This is a genomic window from Streptomyces flavochromogenes (genome assembly GCF_000717595.1).
GTDB lineage: Bacteria > Actinomycetota > Actinomycetes > Streptomycetales > Streptomycetaceae > Streptomyces > Streptomyces flavochromogenes.
In genome coordinates this window covers 176,698-194,685 of sequence record NZ_JNZO01000004.1, presented here as the reverse complement: position 1 = coordinate 194,685, position 17,988 = coordinate 176,698, and the positions used below count along the sequence as shown (strand labels likewise).

Genomic DNA, 17,988 nt, shown 5'->3' with positions numbered 1-17,988 from the left:
GAGCAGTCAAGGAACCGGGTCAGGAGGCGAAGCGCTTCACCTCGACCCCCGGGAGCGCTCCCGGGGGTCATCGCTCAGACATCGATCAAAGCTCCGATGTCTGAGCGGACGCGAGGAGTCGGGGCGCGGGAAACAGGCCAGGTTACGCCCGGGTCGACGCCCGGGCCGGCACGACGGCGTGCCGCAGGGGCTCGCCGCGCACCAGCCGCCCCAGTTCGTCGCGTACGAGTTCACCCAGGCGGGCTCGTTCGCGGCCCATGGCGCCTGCGAGGTGCGGTGTGAGCAGGACGTTCGGCAGCGTGAAGAGCGGCGAGTCGGGAGCGGGCGGTTCGGGCCAGGTCACATCGAGCACGGCGGTGAGGTCGGGCCGGTCGCGGAGGACTCCGATCACCTCCGGCTCGTTCAGCACGGCACCGCGGGCCGTGTTGATCAGGGTCGCGCCCTCGGGAAGCAGGGCCACGAGCCGCTCGCCCACGAGGCCTTCGGTCTCGGGCAGGAGAGGGGCGTGGACGCTCACGACATCACAGGAGGCGAACAGCTCGTCGAGGCCCGCCAGTCGGACACCCAGCTCCCCCGCGGCGGCCGGGTCGATCACCGGGTCACAGGCGAGCACCTCGACGCCGAGGGGCTGCAGGTGCCGGGCGACGAGTCGGCCGATCTCACCCAGTCCGAGCAGGCCCACTCGGGAGCCGTACCCTCCGGACACCCGCGGGTCGTGCGGGAAGCGGCGGCTGACCGTCACCTCGCGCGCGAGGCGGTGAACCTGCTTGAGGCCGAGCAGGATCTGGGCGAGGCTGAACTCGGCGACCGGGACCGCGTTGGCCGCGGCCGCGGAGACGATGGGGATGCCGCGTGCCCAGAACTCCGGCGGCGTCAGGTGCCGTACCGAACCGGCCGCCACCATGACCGCGTTCAGTCTCGGGGCACGCGAGAGCAGCGCCGCGTCGAGCACGGGTGCTCCCCAGCCGGTGAGCAGGACGTGGACCTCTTCCAGCACGCCGGGGTCCCGGAGGAGGCCGTCACGGGTGAGGGCGGGGGCGTGCCAGCGCGCCATGCGTCCGATGTCCTCCAGGACGTGCGCCGGATAGACATCGGCTCTGCGCTCCTCCTCCATGACCAGTAGGACGTTGGGCGTTGTTGTCGCAGCTGCCATCGGCTCGGCCTCCTGGGGCGTGGCGGTATCGGCGGGCCACACGATACATCGGAGGACAAACCTGATCCGGTCGAAGGGCTGGACAAAACTGCGGGCGATTGCTTGCATTCCCGGGTCGATACATCCGATGTCTATCGTGAAGGATGGCTGGCATGCGCGTGCTGAGGGTCGGGGAAGCAGGGGCGGAGCGCCTCGCCGTCCTGGACGGAGCCGGCGGGCTGCTCGATGCCTCCGGCATCGCCGACGACATCGACCACCGCTCGCTCGCCGACGGCGTGCTCGACCGGCTCGCCGAGGCCGTGGCGGCGGGAGCCCTGCCCGCCATGGATGTGCCGGTCGACCGCGTACGCGTCGGGGCGCCGGTCGCACGACCCGGGAAGGTCGTCTGCATCGGCCTCAACTACCGTGACCACGCGGAGGAGACGGGAGCCGAACTCCCCGCCGAGCCCGTGGTCTTCATGAAGGACCCGTGGACGGTCTCGGGGCCGTACGACGAGGTGCTGATTCCGCGGGGCAGCGTCAAGACCGACTACGAGGTCGAGTTGGCCGTGGTGATCGGCAGGACCGCCCGGTACCTGGAGAGCGACGAGGACGCCCTCGCGTGCGTCGCCGGGTACGCGGTCTCGCACGACGTCTCCGAGCGCGCGTTCCAGCTGGAGCGGGGCGGTCAGTGGGACAAGGGGAAGAGCTGCGAGACGTTCAACCCGCTCGGCCCGTGGCTCGTCACTCCGGACGAGATCCCCGACCCGCAGAAGCTCTCGCTCCGGCTGACGGTGAACGGCGTCGAGCGTCAGCACGGCTCGACCGCGGACATGGTGTTCCCCGTCGCCGGCATCATCCGCTACCTGAGCCGGTTCATGGTCCTGTACCCCGGGGACGTCATCAACACCGGCACCCCGGCCGGTGTGGCCCTCGGCCGGCCCGAGCCCCGTCCGTACCTGCGGCACGGCGATGTCGTCGAGTGCGGGATCGACGGTCTCGGCACCATGCGTCAGACCTTCCGACAGGCCTGAGAGGAGACGCGCATGCGGTTCACCCGGGACGACCGGCTGCTCTTCATCGGTGACTCCGTCACGGACACCGGCCGCGACCGTCGCGACCCCACCTCCCTCGGCGACGGCTACGTACGGATGATCGCCGAGGCCCTGCCCTCTCCCGCGACCGTCGTCAACAAGGGTTGCGACGGCGATCGGGTCCACGACCTGGAGGCACGCTGGGCCACCGACGTCCTCGCCCTCACCCCCTCGGTCGTCACCGTACTGATCGGCATCAACGACACCTGGCGCCGCTACGACCGCGGACTCCTCAGCCCGGTACCGGAGTTCGAGGCGTCCCTCGCCCGCGTCCTCATCGTCACCGAGGAGAGGTGCGGCGCCCCGCTGTTCGTCATGACGCCGTTCCTGCTCCCGGCCGGCCCCGGGCAGGAGACCTGGTTCGAGGACCTCGCGCCCCGTATCGACGCCGTTGTGCGCACGGCGACCGCTCACGGCGCGACGGTGGTCCGCACGGACCTGGCGCTGGCGCGCGCCGCCGAGGTGTACGGTGCTGCGGCCATCGCCCCGGACGGGGTCCATCCGAGCCCGCTCGGCCACCGCGTCGTCGCGCGCACGTGGCTGGCGGCGGCCGCGACGGTGAGGGGGCGCACCTCGTCTGAGAGGCTGTGAGCATGACTGACATGCCTCTCTGGCGTCGGCCCACCCGTAGTGGTTGGCGCATCGACGTCGACGACGCCCGCACCCGCGCCGACGTGATCGACGCCGTCGGGAGCGTACGGGCGTCCGTCCCCATCGAGCCCGTGCAGCACTTCACGGGATGGTTCGCCAAGCGCCAGAACGCGGTCATGGGCCGCGCGTTCGAGGCCGACGGGCCGTCGCTGCCGTCCCGTGGGCCGAGCGCGATCTCGCTCAGTCCGCACGACCCCGCCGCCTTCGTCAGCGACGGTGCGGCCGACGGACGGCGCCGGGAGAAGACCGGGCGGGCCGCCGTCCACGGCCGGAGCTACACGTTCCTGCACACCGACGGCCGGAGTGCGGACGCTATACGGGACGGCGCCCGCATCGCGTCGTTCGTCGCACACGGCTTCCGCCCCCGGGACGGGCACGTCAGCCGCGACGATCACCTTCCCCTGGACGAGACCGACGAACTGGTCCTCACCGTCTTCGAGAAGCTCCTGAGGCCCGGACGCCCCGGCGCGGTGTCCGACGTGCTCACCGACCTCAGCTGATCGGGAGCTCGTGCGAGGCCCGTACGGGGCGCTTGCGGGCCTCGTACGGGCTCGGAGCCCGGGCGGTGTTCCCGTGCTTCGTCAGGGGCAGCTGATGCGGATGTCGCCCGGGTCGGTGGTGCAGGTGTCCGTGCCGACGCCGCCGTTGGCCGTGTCGTTGCCCGAGGTGCCGTCGGTGGTGGTCAGGCGGTCGTTGCCGTAGTAGCCGGTCAGGGTGTCGTTGCCCGGGCCGCCGTTCAGGGTGTCGTCGCCGAAGCCGCCGTCGATGGTGTCGTTCCCGAAGCCGCCGTGGACGGTGTCGTTGCCGTAACTCGCCCGGATGGTGTCATTGCCGCCGAGGCCGCAGATCACGTCGTTGCCGAAGCCGCCGTTGATGGTCTCCGCGGCACTGGTGCCGATGACGGTGCACCCGCGCGCGTTGTTCACCGAAGTGGTCGCGGTGGCCGTGTTGTTGGAGGTCACCGGGTCCTGCGGCGAGCCGGTGACGCCGACCGAGTCGGTGAGGGTGCCGACGGCGCGGGGTTCGGCCGTGACCGTGACCGTCGCACTCGTGCCCGGGGCCAGGGAGCCCAGGGCGCAGGTGGCAGCGGTCGTGGTCGTCGTACAGGCGCCCTGCGAGGGAACGGCCGAGATGAGCGTCCCCCCGGCTCCGGAGAGCGTGTCGGAGAGCGACACGCCGGTCGCGGTGGCCGTGGACGTCGAGGCGTTGCTGACCGTCACCGTGTAGGTGGCGCGGTCGCCGATGCTCACCGTGGTCGTCCCGGTCTTCGTCACCGACAGGTCCGCGCTCGGCGGAGGCGTACCGTCACCGCCCTGGTAGCGGGCGAGGGCGAAGGCGAAGCCCGCTCCGTACCCGGCCGCGACGATCTTGCCGTCGGGCTGGACGAGCACACCACGCGCCTCGTCGAAGTCGTTGAAGCCGGTCACGACGAAGCCGTCGCCGCCGAAGCCGGTGTCCACCGCGCCGTTGACGTGGAGACGGGCCAGACCGAAGTCGTTGGCCTCGGAGCTGTTCGGGTCGTCCGCGCGTCCGGCGAGCACGATCTTGCCGTTCTGCTGGAGCGCCAGACCGTACGCGATGCCTCCGTCGCCGGGGGCGTTGACCGACGTACGGCCGCCCGTGCCGAAGCCGACGTCCGGGGTGCCGTTGGCGTTGTAGCGGAGGACGGCGAAGCCGAGGCCGCCCGAACCGGCGGCGACGATCCTGCCGTCGGGCTGGACGGCCACGGCGTTGCCGAACTCGGTGCCGCCGAAGTCCGCGGTCACCATGCCGTCGCCGCTGAAGGTGGTGTCGAGGGTTCCGTTGGTGTTGTACCGGGCCACGCCGATGTCGAAGGCGGTGTTGCCCACGTAGCCGACGGACACGATCTTGCCGTCCGGCTGGAGCGCCATGCCCCGTGCGATGCCGCCGCCGTCCTGCGGAGAGGTGGGGGTGAAGCCCGCGACGACCGCCCCGTCGCCGCCGAGGCCAGGGTCGAGGGTGCCGTCGGCTGCGAGGCGGACGAGCGCGAAGCCTCCGCCGCCGCCCTTGCCCACGGCGACGATCCTGCCGTCGGGCTGGACGGCCACGTCCGCGCCGTCCGCGGACCCGCCGAACTCCTCGACGCGCACCAGGCCGCCGTCGCCGAAGCCCGTGTCGAGACTGCCGTCGGTGTTGTACCGGGCCACGGAGAAGAAGCAGCAGCCGCCGCCCTCCTCGGCGATCACCTCGGTGGTGCCCGCCACGACGATCTTCCCGTCGGACGGCTGGATCGCGACGGCGTTGGCGGTGTGACCGCCACCGCCGAAGTCGCTGGTCACCGTGCCGTCCCCGCCGAAGCCGGGGTCGAGGCTGCCGTCGGTGTCGTACCGGGCGAGCGCGAAGCCGGCCTCGCTCACACCGACCACGACCAGTCTGCCGTCGGCCTGCCGCGCGATGTCGTGGCCTTCCGCGTACCCGGTGATCGGGGTCGTCACCCGGCCGTCGGGACCGAACGTCGGATCCAGATCGCCGGGTGCGGCGAGCGCGGTGCCGGGCAGGGCGAGGACGAGCGCCATGGAGAGCGCGACCGGCACCCCGGCCCTCCCGCCGGGCCTGCGCCGCCGAACCGCCGGTCTCAGCTGTACGTGGGTCATCTGCGTAGGAACCTCCGTCTTCGTGGTGTACGGGGAGCAGCGCACAGCTTCGTCCTGGAGCGGGCACCGTTCCCGCGGGCCGTGCCGGACTACGCTCACCGGCCCCCGGGAACCACCCCCGCGAGGGAGCGCACGGGGCGCGATTCCCGTGCCGGAGCGCAACGGGCGCGATACCCGTGCCGGAGCGTCGTGCCGGAGGGTCGTCGGGTGCTCCCGCCCTCGACGGGCGTGCTGTGTCACTCCCGACTCGGCCATGTGGTGGCGGGAACCGACCCCCTGATGTGAGGTCAGGGATGGTTCAGGGTGCGGCCGGGGGCGGTCCCTGACGCGGTGGGCCGGCCGGGTGGGCAGACTCGAAGAAGTTGATCACCGTCTTCCCGAGGGAGTCCCGATGCGTCACTCCTCACCGATGCCGCTCCGCCTGTCGCTGGCCCTGGCCGCCGCGTTGACGTTCGGTGCCGCCGCCCCCGCGCTCGCCGCGACCGGGGACGGCGGGCACGGCCCCGGTCCGGGCCGTGCCGCCCCCGGCCTGGACCGTGCCGCCCTCCGCGAGGCGATCACCGTGCGCCCGGAGGACGGGACCGCGGGTGTCCTGGCGCGGGTGTACAGGGACGGAGAGACCTGGCGGGGAACCTCGGGCGACGTCGTGACCGGGCAGCGGCTCAGCCGTGACGCCCACTTCCGGATCGGCAGCATCAGCAAGCCGATGGAGGCCGTGATCCTGCTCCAGCTCTCCGCCGAGGGCCGCGTCGATCTGGACCGGAGTGTTCAGGACCATCTCCCCGGGCTGCTGGCGGAGAACCTGTTCAAGGAGCCGGTCACCGTACGGCAGCTGCTCGACCACACGAGCGGCCTGCCCCAGGAGTTCGAGGGTGCCCCTGCCTCGACGTCCCCGGACGAGGACATCCGGCGCCGCCTCGACTACGTCACCTTCGACGAGGTGATCCGGCTGACGCTCCACCCGGAGGGCAGGCGGACTCCCGGCCCGAGGTTCAGCCCCGGCACCCGGCAGGAGTACAACTCCTTCGGTTACCGCGTGGCCGGAAAGCTCATCGAGGAGATCACGGGGCACTCGTTCCAGCACGAGGTGAGGACCCGCATCCTCGACCCGCTGAAGATGCGGGAGACACGGGCCTCCGTGACCGGCGGCAGTACGCCCGTGCCCCGCCCCTACCTGCCCGGCTACCAGCCGCGGAGCGACGGCCGGCTGGTCGACGTCAACGTGCAGGGCGGACTGCCGGCGAGCATGACCTCCACCACGGGCGACCTGGACCGCTTCATCAGGGGCCTGTTCGACGGCCGACTGCTGGGACCGGCCCAGACCGCGGAGCTCTTCGCGATACCGAAGGGACCCGACGGCAAGCCCCTGCCCTACGTCGGCAGCTCCCACTGCACCACCGGACCCGCCAGGGGCACGGCCTGCTTCAGCGTCGGCCTGATGTACGCGCCACTCCCCGACGGATCGGTCCTGTGGGGCAAGACGGGCTCGGACATGGGCTACCGGAGCGCCGTCTTCGCCACCCGGGACCTGAACCTGCGCGCGGTCTACGCGACGGGCACCTCGGGCCCGCCCGGGGACGGCGCCCCGGCGGTCGCCCAGCGTCTCATCGGCTCCCTGTTCGCGCGCTGAAAGGTCGGGGTCCCCAGCAGCGGGGGCCGCTCGGGCACCGCGTACCCTCGCATCGGAAACCGCCACGGCCTCGCCGGGTGCAGGACAAGCAGGGCGAGCAGGGAACGGGACATGACTCAGGCGCGCGGGCAGGGGACGGAGCCCGGTGAGGGCGAGCGGGAGCGGGAGCGGGCGTCGACGGTTCGCGTCTTCATCGCCCTCGCCCCGCCCGACGAGGCGAAGGACGAGCTGGAGCGGGAGCTCCGCCCCGCCTACGACGCGTACCCGCAGATGCGCTGGAACCGCATCGAGGACTGGCACATCACCCTTGCGTTCCTCGGAGAGCTGCCGGTCGGGACGGTGCCGCTGCTTGGTCCGCCGCTCGCGGACCTCGCGGCGTCGCGGGGGCCGGTGGAACTGGCACTGCGGGGCGGCGGGCACTTCGACGAGCGGGTGCTGTGGAGCGGGATCGACGGGGACGTCGACGGACTGCACCGCCTCGCCGCCGACGTGCGCGGTGTGGTCAAGGAGTGCGGCGTCCCCTTCGAGGACCGGCCGCTGCGCCCCCATCTGACGCTGGCCCGCGCCCGCCGCGACGACCGGTCGAGCGTGGCGGACGTGGCCGCCGGTCTCGCCGGCTTCGCCGGTCGCCCCTGGCGGGCCGAACGGCTCCACCTGGTGGGCAGCAACTTCGGCCGGGGCCCGGGGCCGATCCGGTACCGCGACATCGAGGCCTGGACGTTCGACGGGCGCTGATCTCCCCCTGTCGGTGCGGCACCCCGGACTCCCTGTCGTCAGCACCCCCGGGCTCCCTGACGCCGCATCACCCCGGATTCCCTGACGGCGCATCACCCTGGTGTCCGTGGCTGCGAGGATGACCGCTATGGAGACGACACTGAACGGCTCGCGCGCCTCGGCCGCGGTCGGTGATTCGGGGTGGCGCTATCTGCTGGGCGGCCTCCGCACGGCGGTCCCGGTCCGGTCCCTGGCGCAGGCGGCCGAGGTCGCGGCGCTCGCGGTCGCCGCGTGCGCTGACGACGCCGACCGGCACCTGGCCCTCGACATCCGGCGCGGGCGGGTCCTTCTGACCCTGCAGTCCGCGGAGCACGCGGGCGTCACCACCTTGGACGTCGAACTCGCACACCGGGTGTCCACCGCCGTCGGCGGGCTCGGGCTGCGCACCGAGCCCGAGGTCGCGACCGGGGCACCGCGGTCGCTCCAGCTGCTGGAGATCGCGATCGACGCGCTCGACATCGCCGCCATCCGGCCGTTCTGGAAGGCACTCCTCGGGTACGCGGACGAACCGGGCCCCGACGTGCTCGTCGCCCCACTCGTCGATCCCCTCGGGCAGGGCCCGGCGGTGTGGTTCCAGCGGATGGACGTTCCGCGCCCGCAGCGCAATCGCATCCACTTCGACCTCTGCGTTCCGCACGACGAGGCGCTGCGGAGGCTCGACGCCGCCCTCGCGGCGGGCGGCCGTCTCGTGTCCGGGGATCGGGCCCCGGCCTTCTGGGTCCTCGCCGACGGCGAGGGCAACGAGGCCTGCATCACGACGTGGCAGGGGCGGGACGGCTGACAGCGGCGCCGCTGCGGGAAGGTGTCGTCCGGCCGTCCCCGGAGCCGCCGCCGGCCACGACGGAGCCGCGGCGTCCGTGCCGTCGAAACCGGTCGGGGGCGTCTCTGCGTGTTTCCCTGTGCAGTGATCGCTCCGGAAAGGGAATCACCTTGTCCATCACAGGTTTCAGCCCGTCCCGTCGCAGTGTGCTCGGCCTCGGTGCCGGTGCCGCGCTCGCCGCCGCGTTACCGCTCGGCGGGACGGCGTACGCCTCCGCACCCGGCGGGGAGGACCTCGTCGCACGGCTCCGGGAGCTGGAGGAGCGGCACTCCGCACGGCTCGGGGTGTTCGCCCACGACGTGCGGACCGGGCGCTCGGTGGCGTACCGCGCCGACGAGCGCTTCCCGATGTGCTCCGTCTTCAAGACCTTCGCCGTCGCGGCCGTGCTGCGCGACCTCGACCACGACGGATCCTTCCTCGCACGGCGCATCCGGTACACGGCGGCGGACGTCAAGCGGTCCGGCTGGTCACCCAGGACGGAGCTGCCCGAGAACCTCGCCCACGGGATGACCGTCGCCGAGCTCTGCGACGCCACGCTGCGCTTCAGCGACAACACCGCCGCCAATCTGCTCCTCCGCGAGCTGGGCGGTCCGACGGCCGTCACCCGGTTCGCCCGGTCGATCGGCGACCGTACGACCCGGCTCGACCGCTGGGAGCCCGAGCTGAACTCGGCGGAGCCGTGGCGCGAGACCGACACCTCGACGCCCCGCGCCGTCGGGCGGAGCTACGGACGCCTCGTCCTCGGCGACGCGCTGCCGCGCCGGGACCGGGAGCGGCTCACGGGGTGGATGCTCGCCAACACGACCAGCGGTGAGCGGTTCCGCAAGGGGCTGCCCGCCGACTGGGTCCTCGCCGACAAGACCGGCGGCGGTCGCTACGGCGGCAACAACGACGCGGGCGTCACCTGGCCGCCGGACGGCGGCCCGATCGTCCTCACCGTGCTGTCCACGCGGTTCGTGGAGGACGCGGCGCCCGTCGATGCGCTGGTGGCCGACGCGGCCGCCCTGGTGGCGGCGGAACTCGGCTGATCGAGAAAGAGCTGATCGAGAAAGAGCTCGAAATAAATGGCTTGAGCGTCGCCGCGGACTTTCCTAGGCTGTGGTCACACGCTGAAAGGAGGTGATCCGAGAACATGGTTTCTTTTCGGATTCGTGAGGTGACTGCGGGCTAACGGCCTGCCGTCGCACTCTGTGCACCTCGGCAGGTCATCTGCCGAAAACCACGCAGTCACCCGACCCGTGGGCCGCCGGTAATCCGGCCGGCTCCCGTCCGAACTCGAGCGGACGGGACCAAGGCCCACGGGTCGTCCGCGTTCCCGGCCCCCGCACCCCTCCCTCCCGTCCCCCGACACCTGCCGACTGTGAGCCGTATCACAGGGAACGTTCGGGCGGGGCCTCTCCTCCTCGGGGTGTCGGCGCGCTGCGGCGCCGGCCTCGGAACGGAGGGGAACCCCATGGCGGTCATCGACATCGAGCGGCCTCGCACGATCATCGGCGGACACGGCGTCGCCGCGCTGCTCGCCGTGCTCGCGCTCGTGCATCTCTACTGGGCCACCGGCCTGACGTGGCCCGCCGCCGACGAGCGGGCCCTGTCGCTCGCCGTCCTCGGCAGCGTCGTGTCGTTCGGGCCGGCCGTGGTCCTGCCGCTCGCGGCCCTCGAAGGGGGCGCCGCGTTCGCCGTCTCGCTCCACGCGCGGGGTGGTGGCCGCCGCCCCGGAATCCCGCGCCTGATCACGGCCGCCGTGGCCGCCGGGATACTGCTCCGCGGGGCCGTCGGACTGGTGTGGATCGTCGTCGGCAAGGACGGCTCGGGAGCGGCGTTCCCGTGGCTGAACGCCCTGGTGTACACGCCGCTGTGCCTGGTCTTCGGAGGGGCGGCCCTGCGTGCCGCCCGCTGACCCCGTCCACGCCGCCGGCACCGCCGACCGCGTCGACCGGGGCGTCGGGCTGGTCCGGGCCGCCCGGCGCGGCGACACTCTGGCCCTGCACGACCTGCTCGATCACCTCACCCCGTACATCGCCCGGATCTGCCGTCCCATCGCGCTGGACGACGGCCCGGACGCCACACAGGAGGCTCTGGTGGCGGTCTTCACCTCTCTGCGTTCGCTGCGCGAGCCGGAGGCGCTCTACGGGTGGGTGCGGGCGATCTCCGTACGGGAGGCCGTGCGGGTGGCGAAGCGGGCGGGGCGGGCGCGGCCGGCCGAGCTCGCCGACGTACCGGAGCGGGGAGATCCGCAACTGGCCGCCGACATCGACGACGTCCTGGCACGGCTGTCGCCCGCGCACCGGGCCGTCCTTGTCCTGCGGGACGTCGAGGGGATGGACGAGGAGTCCGCGGCGGCGCTCCTCGGCGTACCGACCGGCACGGCGAAGTCCCGGCTGCACCGGGCCCGGCAGAGCTTCCGAAAGGCGTGGTCCGCGTGAACGCGAGCAACGAGAGCGATGGAGGCGTCGAGGGCAGGGGCGGTCTGCTGCTCGACGACGTACGGCGGATGCACGTCATGGTCGCGGGTGTCCGGGGCGCCCGGCTCGTCGAGCGGGTGCTCCCCGCGCCGCTCCCCCGGGTCTGGCAGGTGATGGGTGATCTGGAGGGCGGCTTCGGAGAGTTCCAGCCCGACATGCGGTCGGTCCGGATCCTGCGGCGCGACGGCGACCGGGTGGAAGCCCTCGCCCGCAGCCGCTACGGGCTGCGCGCGCACTTCCACGGCGTGCTGCGCCCCGGCTGGTGCTGGCTGCAGAGCCGGTTCCTGGTGATCGGGATGGCGGCCGTGGAGGCCGGGGAGGGGACCGGGCACACGCGGGTCGCGCTCACCGGTGGCGTACGGGTCCCCGGACACGCGGCGCTGGTGCCGTTCGGCGCGCGGCACGAGCTGGAGGAGGCGATGACGCGGCTGGCCGCGCGGGTCGGGTGAGGCCGGGTGAGCGTGCCTGGTCCCGGCGACCCGCCTTGTCAGACCAGGCTCAGCGCGCCCGTCCGGCGGGCACGTGCCTCGCCCACCCGCAGGATCAGCGCGGCGGCCACCAGGAGCAGGGCGCTCAGTGCTCCGAGGCCGAGCAGCGTCGGGGCGAGTTCGCTCGCCGTGCGGTGTTCGAGCAGGGCGCCACGGACGGCGAGCAGGCTGCCGGTGAGGGGGAAGACCGCGCCGACGACCTGGACCGCGGCCGGGAGTGCGAAGTGCGGCAGGCGGACGCCCGACACGAACCAGAGGGGCTCGTCGAGGATGGTGTACAGGAAGGCCGAGTCCCGGGAGAAGACCAGAAGGCTGTTGAGGAACGCTCCCCACGCCACCGCCGGGATCAGCAGGGCCAGGAGGACGATCCCGTACATCCACCAGGCGGACACCGACAGCGTGCCGAAGCCGGTCAGGGCCGCGACGGTGAAGCAGGTGAGCAGCCAGGCGTTCTGGAGGAGCGCGCCCGCGCCGTTGGCGATCATCAGGGTGAGCCGGCCGGCCGGGGAGAGGAAGAGCAGTTCGAGGGTGCCGGTGGTCCGCTCGAAGGAGAGGTGCCAGGCGCTCTGGACGAGGGAGAAGAAGAAGGCGTACGCGAGGGTGCCGGTGGCCAGGAAGGCGAGCAGGCGGTCGGGGTCGGCGGCGAGGGGCCAGTTCTCGGCAGCCCGCGAGGCCGTGGCGACGGGGCGCAGGGTGTAGTAGGTGGTGGCCAGTTGGAGGACGGGCCAGACGAGCATCGAGAAGACCACGAGCGGCTGGCCGAAGAGCCGGCGGTGCTGCTTGAGCGTTTCCGCGGCGAAGACCCGCAGGGAGTGCCGGAGAGGGTTCACGGGGTGCCGCCCTTCACTCCGGCCGCGGCTGCCTCCGACGGGGCGGTCCCGGCGCCGGGCGGAACGGTCGCGGCCTCGGGCGGGGCGGTCGCGGCCTCGGGCGGGGCGGTCGCGGCGCCGGGGCGGATGGTCGTGGCGTCGGGCCGACCGGACCCCGGCCCCGCGAGGCCCGCCTCGCCCCGCTCCGCGAGGGTCAGGATCGCGTCCTCCAGGCTCGCCTCGGCGATCTCCAGGCCGCCGATGGAGCCGCCCGCCTCGAACACCGCCGCCGTCAGCGGTCCCGCCATGTCGCCGGGGTGGCGCAGCGTGATCAGCTCTCCCCCGTCGGGGAGGGTTTCGCGGGTGGCACCGAAGGCGTCCGCGGCGGCCCGGGTGCGCTCCGTCGGGTCGGTGACGGTCAGACGGACGGTCCGGTGGCTGCCGGTCGCGGCCTTCAGCTCGGCCGGGCTGCCCTGGGCGAGGTGGCGGCCTGCGGAGATCACGTACACATGGCCGCAGAGTTCCTCGACCTCGGCCAGGTAGTGCGAGGTCAGCAGCACCCCGGTGCCGTCGTGCGCGGCGAGGTCGGCGACGACTCGGCGCAGGTCGCGGGCGATGGGGGCGTCGAGGCCGAGGGTCGGCTCGTCGAGGAGGAGGTAGTCCGGGCGGTTGACGAGGCCGCGGGCGATGGCGAGCCGCTGGGTCATGCCGCGCGAGTACCGCTCGACCATGGTGTCGGCGGCTCCGGACAGGCCGACGAGGTCGAGCAGTTCGCCGGTCCTGCGGCGCAGGTCGGCCTTCGGGACGTCGTAGAGCTGGCCGAAGTACCAGAGGTTCTCGCGGCCGGTCATGCGGGTGTAGACCATGCGCTCGCCGCCCGCGATGAGGTTGATGCGGCGGCGTACGGCGCGGGCGTCGGCGACCGCGTCCAGGCCGTCGATGCGGACGGTTCCGGCGCTGGGCCGCAGGAGCGTGGCGAGGATCTTGATCGTGGTGGTCTTCCCGGCGCCGTTGAGGCCGAGGAGTCCGGTGACGCGGCCGCGGGGGATGTCGAGGTCGAGGCCGTCGACGGCGCGTTTGAGGGTGCGGGGGCCGAGAATCCCCTTCTCCCTCACGGGAAAGTCCTTGCGAAGGCCGCGTACTTCGATCGCCGTGGTCATGGTCATCAGTACGTCCTTTCGACGGCACGGGCCTCGGCCCGCGGCAGACACGTCAGCCCCAGGAAGAGGTGGGCGCAGGTGAGGGCGGCGCAGACGGCGAGCCTCGGGAGGAGTTCGGGGAGGGACTGGCCGCCGGTGAAGCTGCCGTGCAGGACGTCCATGGCCGAGGTGGTGGGGAGGAGTTCGGCGAACCAGCGGACCGGTTCCGGCAGGTAGTCGCGCGGGAAGGTGAAGCCGCCGACCAGGCCGAGCATGATGAAGACGGTGTTCTGCGAGATGTGCGCCTCGCCCGCCGCGATCATCAGTCCGCCGAGGCCGACCGAGAGCGCGAAGACGGCCGCGATCAGCGCGAGGGCGCCGAGCAGGGCGCCGGGCACGGAGGAGACCGGCACGGTGATGCCGAGGGCGGCGACGACCAGGCCGAGGGTCAGGAACTCGAGGACGCTGCTGAGCACCGCGAAGCCGGTGAAGCCCAGCAGGTACGGCAGACGGCCGGCGGGGGCGATGAGCAGGGCGCCGAGGGTGCCCTGCCGCTGTTCGGTGATGAGGGCCTTCGCGGACCAGAGGATCAGTCGGACGGCGAAGTGGAAGGCGGTGGTGCCGACGACGATGTAGGCGAGGTAGGCGGTGGTGCCGCTGCCGGCGGCGAAGTCGTCGCCGACGGCACCGCCGCCGATGACGTGGAAGCCGAGATGGGCCAGCGCGATGGTGAGCGCGGCGGGCAGGACGGTGCCGACGGCGTACGTCCATGGGTAGGCGCGGCGGGTCATCTGCCAGGTGCGCCAGGCGGTTGCCCAGGCTATGGGCATGAAAAGGATCCCTCCCCCGTAGAACACTGGAATCGAGTGAGTTCCCATGGGGAACTTACAATGAGTTTCTATCGGGAACTCATTCGATGGCGCAAGATGGATCACTCACGAACCGGATACGGGCCGGACCGGGCGGGCCGAGGCCGGACCACCCCGGACCGGTGCCGGGTGGTCCGGGACCGGACCACCCCGGACCGGTGACCCGCAACGAGGAGGACACGTCATGGCACGAGCCGTTCCCGACCGCGACGCCGCCTGCGCCATCGCCCAGGCCGCGGCCGTCGTCGGCGACTGGTGGAGCCTGCTCCTCGTCCGCGAGACGGCGCGGGGGCGGCACCGCTTCGACGAGCTCCAGCGCGAGCTGGACATCTCCCGCAAGGTGCTCACCGAGCGGCTCAACCACCTCGTCGACAGCGGGGTGCTCGACAAGGTCCCGTACCAGGAGGGACCGGTCCGGTTCGAGTACCGGCTGAGCGACGCGGGGCGCGCGCTGCTGCCCGTCCTGGTCTCGATGCAGGACTGGGCCGACCGCTGGCTGCTCGGCGACGGCTCGCTCACCGCTTCCGCGGACGAGCGGAGCGCCGAGGCGCACCGCGTCCACGACCTGCCCGGCACCCGGCTGCCCCGGCTGACGCTGCCCGCGCACACCGGCGGCGCACTCGATCCGGTCGACGCCGGGGCGGGCGCCACCGTCCTGTTCTGCTTCCCCGCGACCGCCCGCCCCGCCCCGCTGCCGGACGACTGGACGGACATCCCGGGCGCGGCGGGGTGCACCCTGGAGAACCGACTCTTCCGGGAGGCGTACGAGCGGTTCACGGCGGCGGGCGTCGCGGTGCACGGCATCAGCACCCAACGCCCGGACGAGCAGAGGGCGTTCGCGGTGGCCGAGGAGATCCCCTTCCCGCTCCTCTCCGACATGGACAACGGGCTCTCGGCGGCGCTCCGGCTCCCGACGTTCCGGGCCGGCCAGGCCCTCCGGCTGAAGCGCGCGATCCTGGTCGTGGACCGCGAACGGACCGTGCGGCACGTGCAGTTCCCCGTCACGGACATCCCGACGGCCGTGGAGACGGCGTTTCACGAGGGGGCGTCGGTCGCCGAGGGGTGATCGAGCCGCCGCGTCGAACGGCGGCACCACGTCGTGAAGTTGGGTGTCAGCACCCATGCCGGGGCGCCCGTCCTGCTGGAAGGCTGGGGGGGCGGCTCCGCCGACGCGGGCCGGCAGCAGCGGATCTCGGATCAGGACCGGTCGGCATCCACGACCGGGCCCACGACCGGGTCGGCATCCGGACGAGAGGCGACCATGACCGCCGTACCGCGTCAGGTCACTCGCCGCGAGACCGGCGCGCGCGCACGGCCCGCCGGGCCGCCCGCACCGCAGGACGGGCACATGGTCGTGTGCGGGGACGACGCCCTCGCGCACCGCATCGCCGGTGAACTGGCCGAGGTCTACCGGCAGGACGTCGTCCTCGTCGCGCCCACCGGGGCCGGACCGGACACCGACGAGCCACGCGTGCGCGCCCGGCAGGCCGACCGGACACCGCCCGACGAGCCGACCCTGGTCGAGGCGGGCGTACGCCGGGCCCAGGCATTGGCGCTGCTCTACGAGGACGACGAGGTCAACATGCGGGCCGCGTTCCTGGCCCGCCGGCTCAACCCGCACATCCGCCTGGTCCTGCGGATGTACAACCGCAACCTCGGCCGGCGGATGGCCGAGCTCCTCGACCAGGCCCGCTGCCAGGCCGAGGACCCGGCGGCGGCCGACGACGGGCCCGACCAGGGGAACGAAACCAGGTACAGGCACGGCGACGGGCGCGGCCACGGGCATGACGCCACGACGATCGTCCTGTCCGACGCGGACACCGCCGCGCCGGCGCTCGCCGCCACGGCCGTCACCGGTACCCGCAAGATCGTCCAGGCCGACGGGCTGCTGCTGCGCGCCGCCGAGCGGATCCCCACCGCACAGAGCTCCGCCTCGGCACAGGCCCCCGCCGAGGCCGGCGACGCGGCCGACCCCGGCCTCGTCACCCTCGCCCTGCTGTCGTCGACGACGCGCGACCCGGCGGGCGCGGACGGGTCCGACCGCAGCGGGCGGCTCGCGCCCCGGCTGCTGCCCGACGACGCCGAGGTACAGGCGGCCGCGGGGCACGGCACGGTCGTCCTGGAGGCCGTCACCCACGAACCGGTCCTCCCCCGGCGCCGGGAGAGCCGGGGCGCCTCGCCCCGCGAGCTCCTGTCTCCCCGGGTGCGCTGGGCGCTCGCCGGTGTCTGCGCCGCGGTCGTGGCGCTCGCCGTCACGTCCTCGGTGACCACCGGGGACCACCTGCTGCACGCCGCGTACCTCACGCTGCTCGACCTCTTCGCGATCGGCGACCCCGCCGTCGGCGAGCCCACCGCCCGCCAGGTCCTCCAGATCCTCGCCGGTCTGCTCGGCCTCGTCCTGCTGCCGCTGCTGATCGCGGGGTCCCTCGAAGCTCTCGGCGCGTACCGCAGCGCCGCCGCCCTGCGACGCCCGCCCCGCGGCCTCGCCGGCCATGTCGTCCTCCTGGGCCTGGGGCGCGTCGGCACCCGCGTCCTGGTCCAGCTCCACGAACTGGGCGTGCCCGTGGTGTGCGTGGAGGACGACCCCGAGGCCCGGGGTGTCGCGCATGCCCGCACCCTGCGCGTGCCGGTCGTCCTGGGTGACGTCACGCAGGAGGGGGTCCTGGAAGCGGCGAAGATCCACCGGGCCCGCGCGCTGCTCGCCCTCACCAGCGCCGACACCACCAACCTGGAAGCCGCGCTCTACGCGCGCACACTCAACCCGGACCTGCTCGTGGCCCTGCGCCTGTACGACGACGACTTCGCGTCCACCGTCTACCGCACGCTGCGCGCGGCCCACCCCGACGCGCTCACCCGCAGCCGCAGCGTGTCGACGCTCGCCGCGCCCGCCTTCGCCACGGCGATGATGGGCCGTCAGATCCTCGGGGCGATCGCCGTCGAACGCCGGGTGCTCGTCTTCGCCGCACTCGACATCGCGGGCCAGCCCCAGTGGGAGGGGAGAACGGTCGCGGAGGCGTTCCGCCCGGGTGCGTGGCGTGTCCTCGCCCTGGACACCAGCGCTCCGGAGCCGACCGATCCGTCGGACGCCCAGGACGCCCAGGACGCTCCGGAAGGGAGGCCGCGATCGTCCGCCGGCGACGAACCGTCCGGGCTGCTCTGGGACCTTCACCCCGGCTACGTGCTCCACCCGGGCGACCGCGTCGTCGTCGCGGCCACCCGCGCCGGCCTGGCGGAACTGCTCGGGCGGGCGGACGTACCGGCGACGGGACGGACGCCCGCCGGGACGCCGCCGCCCCCCGTCGACTGAACGACGCGAACCATCCACCCGCCCACTGCCCGCTCGCCCGCTCGCCCGGAGCGAACGGATCGCGCAACTTTGGCCGGAATCTTGCCCTTTGTGTCGTCGCCATGGGGTTCATCGACATGTCGACGGCCACCGGGGCGACCGGTTCCTCCGCTGGACCGGGGCCGTCGCGCCGCGCTACGAGATGCGCGACCGCCTCAT

The 17,988-nt window shown here is 73.0% G+C and carries 17 protein-coding genes; 12 read left to right on the top strand and 5 right to left on the bottom strand.

Features of this window, described 5'->3' with window-relative positions; translation table 11 throughout:
* Window positions 1-142 precede the first annotated feature (142 nt).
* Complete coding sequence (locus tag IF00_RS0106005; RefSeq protein ID WP_030315002.1) at window positions 143-1,153, bottom strand: hydroxyacid dehydrogenase; 1,011 nt, start codon at window positions 1,151-1,153, stop codon at window positions 143-145.
* A gap of 152 nt (window positions 1,154-1,305) precedes the next feature.
* Between IF00_RS0106005 and IF00_RS0106000 the strand changes: the two genes are divergently transcribed.
* Genes IF00_RS0106000 through IF00_RS42550 form a run of 3 tightly spaced genes read left to right on the top strand, consistent with a single transcriptional unit; the run spans window position 1,306 to window position 3,377 of the window.
* On the top strand, window positions 1,306-2,166 hold the full coding sequence (locus tag IF00_RS0106000; protein WP_030315001.1) for a fumarylacetoacetate hydrolase family protein: 861 nt from the start codon (window positions 1,306-1,308) through the stop codon (window positions 2,164-2,166).
* 12 nt (window positions 2,167-2,178) lie between these two features.
* Entirely contained in the window at window positions 2,179-2,817 is a 639-nt protein-coding gene (locus IF00_RS0105995; protein ID WP_030315000.1) for a GDSL-type esterase/lipase family protein, read from the top strand.
* Window positions 2,818-2,819: 2 nt separating this feature from the next.
* On the top strand, window positions 2,820-3,377 hold the full coding sequence (locus tag IF00_RS42550) for a hypothetical protein (protein ID WP_051819882.1): 558 nt from the start codon (window positions 2,820-2,822) through the stop codon (window positions 3,375-3,377).
* An 81-nt stretch (window positions 3,378-3,458) separates the two neighbouring features.
* On the opposite strand, the gene IF00_RS0105985 is transcribed toward IF00_RS42550, so the two are convergent.
* Window positions 3,459-5,492, bottom strand: a complete 2,034-nt coding sequence (locus IF00_RS0105985) for a DUF11 domain-containing protein (RefSeq protein ID WP_030314997.1) — start codon at window positions 5,490-5,492, stop codon at window positions 3,459-3,461.
* Window positions 5,493-5,883: 391 nt separating this feature from the next.
* Between IF00_RS0105985 and IF00_RS0105980 the strand changes: the two genes are divergently transcribed.
* The 7 genes from IF00_RS0105980 (at window position 5,884) to IF00_RS0105950 (ending at window position 11,627) form a co-directional block, all read left to right on the top strand.
* On the top strand, window positions 5,884-7,122 hold the full coding sequence (locus tag IF00_RS0105980) for a serine hydrolase domain-containing protein (protein ID WP_030314996.1): 1,239 nt from the start codon (window positions 5,884-5,886) through the stop codon (window positions 7,120-7,122).
* Between the two features lie 111 nt (window positions 7,123-7,233).
* A complete protein-coding gene (thpR, locus tag IF00_RS0105975; RefSeq protein ID WP_030314994.1) occupies window positions 7,234-7,857 on the top strand; it encodes an RNA 2',3'-cyclic phosphodiesterase in 624 nt (207 codons plus the stop codon).
* Window positions 7,858-7,984: 127 nt separating this feature from the next.
* Complete coding sequence (locus IF00_RS0105970; protein ID WP_030314993.1) at window positions 7,985-8,677, top strand: VOC family protein; 693 nt, start codon at window positions 7,985-7,987, stop codon at window positions 8,675-8,677.
* A gap of 149 nt (window positions 8,678-8,826) precedes the next feature.
* Window positions 8,827-9,744: a class A beta-lactamase gene (gene bla / locus IF00_RS0105965; RefSeq protein WP_106975771.1), complete on the top strand. Its 918-nt coding sequence runs from the start codon at window positions 8,827-8,829 to the stop codon at window positions 9,742-9,744.
* Between the two features lie 425 nt (window positions 9,745-10,169).
* Window positions 10,170-10,613 carry a DUF3995 domain-containing protein gene (locus IF00_RS0105960; RefSeq protein ID WP_051819875.1) on the top strand — a complete coding sequence of 148 codons (444 nt, stop codon included), beginning with the start codon at window positions 10,170-10,172 and terminating at the stop codon, window positions 10,611-10,613.
* Window positions 10,600-11,139, top strand: a complete 540-nt coding sequence (locus IF00_RS0105955; protein ID WP_078944559.1) for an RNA polymerase sigma factor — start codon at window positions 10,600-10,602, stop codon at window positions 11,137-11,139. Before IF00_RS0105960 ends, IF00_RS0105955 begins: the two co-directional genes overlap by 14 nt.
* A complete protein-coding gene (locus tag IF00_RS0105950) occupies window positions 11,136-11,627 on the top strand; it encodes a hypothetical protein (RefSeq protein ID WP_245234436.1) in 492 nt (163 codons plus the stop codon). The genes IF00_RS0105955 and IF00_RS0105950 overlap by 4 nt, the downstream gene beginning before the upstream one ends.
* Before the next feature lie 38 nt (window positions 11,628-11,665).
* On the opposite strand, the gene IF00_RS0105945 is transcribed toward IF00_RS0105950, so the two are convergent.
* Genes IF00_RS0105945 through IF00_RS0105935 form a run of 3 tightly spaced genes read right to left on the bottom strand, consistent with a single transcriptional unit; the run spans window position 11,666 to window position 14,444 of the window.
* The gene (locus IF00_RS0105945) at window positions 11,666-12,496 is read right to left on the bottom strand and encodes an ABC transporter permease (RefSeq protein ID WP_030314980.1); all 831 of its coding nucleotides are present in this window, start codon (window positions 12,494-12,496) and stop codon (window positions 11,666-11,668) included.
* Window positions 12,493-13,641: an ABC transporter ATP-binding protein gene (locus tag IF00_RS40980; RefSeq protein ID WP_245234435.1), complete on the bottom strand. Its 1,149-nt coding sequence runs from the start codon at window positions 13,639-13,641 to the stop codon at window positions 12,493-12,495. Before IF00_RS40980 ends, IF00_RS0105945 begins: the two co-directional genes overlap by 4 nt.
* Complete coding sequence (locus IF00_RS0105935) at window positions 13,641-14,444, bottom strand: ABC transporter permease (RefSeq protein WP_030314975.1); 804 nt, start codon at window positions 14,442-14,444, stop codon at window positions 13,641-13,643. The genes IF00_RS40980 and IF00_RS0105935 overlap by 1 nt, the downstream gene beginning before the upstream one ends.
* Before the next feature lie 223 nt (window positions 14,445-14,667).
* Between IF00_RS0105935 and IF00_RS0105930 the strand changes: the two genes are divergently transcribed.
* Window positions 14,668-15,549 carry a winged helix-turn-helix transcriptional regulator gene (locus tag IF00_RS0105930; RefSeq protein ID WP_030314974.1) on the top strand — a complete coding sequence of 294 codons (882 nt, stop codon included), beginning with the start codon at window positions 14,668-14,670 and terminating at the stop codon, window positions 15,547-15,549.
* A gap of 282 nt (window positions 15,550-15,831) precedes the next feature.
* Complete coding sequence (locus tag IF00_RS0105925; protein ID WP_030314972.1) at window positions 15,832-17,790, top strand: NAD-binding protein; 1,959 nt, start codon at window positions 15,832-15,834, stop codon at window positions 17,788-17,790.
* Window positions 17,791-17,988 lie beyond the last annotated feature (198 nt).

Coding starts and splice junctions, on each gene's coding strand:
- IF00_RS0105970 (WP_030314993.1), top strand. CDS start 7,985: ATGGAGACGACACTGAACGGCTCGCGCGCCTCGGCCGCGGTCGGTGAT.
- IF00_RS0105995 (WP_030315000.1), top strand. CDS start 2,179: ATGCGGTTCACCCGGGACGACCGGCTGCTCTTCATCGGTGACTCCGTC.
- IF00_RS0105935 (WP_030314975.1), bottom strand. CDS start 14,444: ATGCCCATAGCCTGGGCAACCGCCTGGCGCACCTGGCAGATGACCCGC.
- IF00_RS0106005 (WP_030315002.1), bottom strand. CDS start 1,153: ATGGCAGCTGCGACAACAACGCCCAACGTCCTACTGGTCATGGAGGAG.
- thpR (WP_030314994.1), top strand. CDS start 7,234: ATGACTCAGGCGCGCGGGCAGGGGACGGAGCCCGGTGAGGGCGAGCGG.
- IF00_RS0105930 (WP_030314974.1), top strand. CDS start 14,668: ATGGCACGAGCCGTTCCCGACCGCGACGCCGCCTGCGCCATCGCCCAG.
- IF00_RS0105925 (WP_030314972.1), top strand. CDS start 15,832: ATGGTCGTGTGCGGGGACGACGCCCTCGCGCACCGCATCGCCGGTGAA.
- IF00_RS0105980 (WP_030314996.1), top strand. CDS start 5,884: ATGCGTCACTCCTCACCGATGCCGCTCCGCCTGTCGCTGGCCCTGGCC.
- IF00_RS40980 (WP_245234435.1), bottom strand. CDS start 13,641: ATGACCATGACCACGGCGATCGAAGTACGCGGCCTTCGCAAGGACTTT.
- IF00_RS0105960 (WP_051819875.1), top strand. CDS start 10,170: ATGGCGGTCATCGACATCGAGCGGCCTCGCACGATCATCGGCGGACAC.
- IF00_RS42550 (WP_051819882.1), top strand. CDS start 2,820: ATGACTGACATGCCTCTCTGGCGTCGGCCCACCCGTAGTGGTTGGCGC.
- IF00_RS0106000 (WP_030315001.1), top strand. CDS start 1,306: ATGCGCGTGCTGAGGGTCGGGGAAGCAGGGGCGGAGCGCCTCGCCGTC.
- IF00_RS0105985 (WP_030314997.1), bottom strand. CDS start 5,492: ATGACCCACGTACAGCTGAGACCGGCGGTTCGGCGGCGCAGGCCCGGC.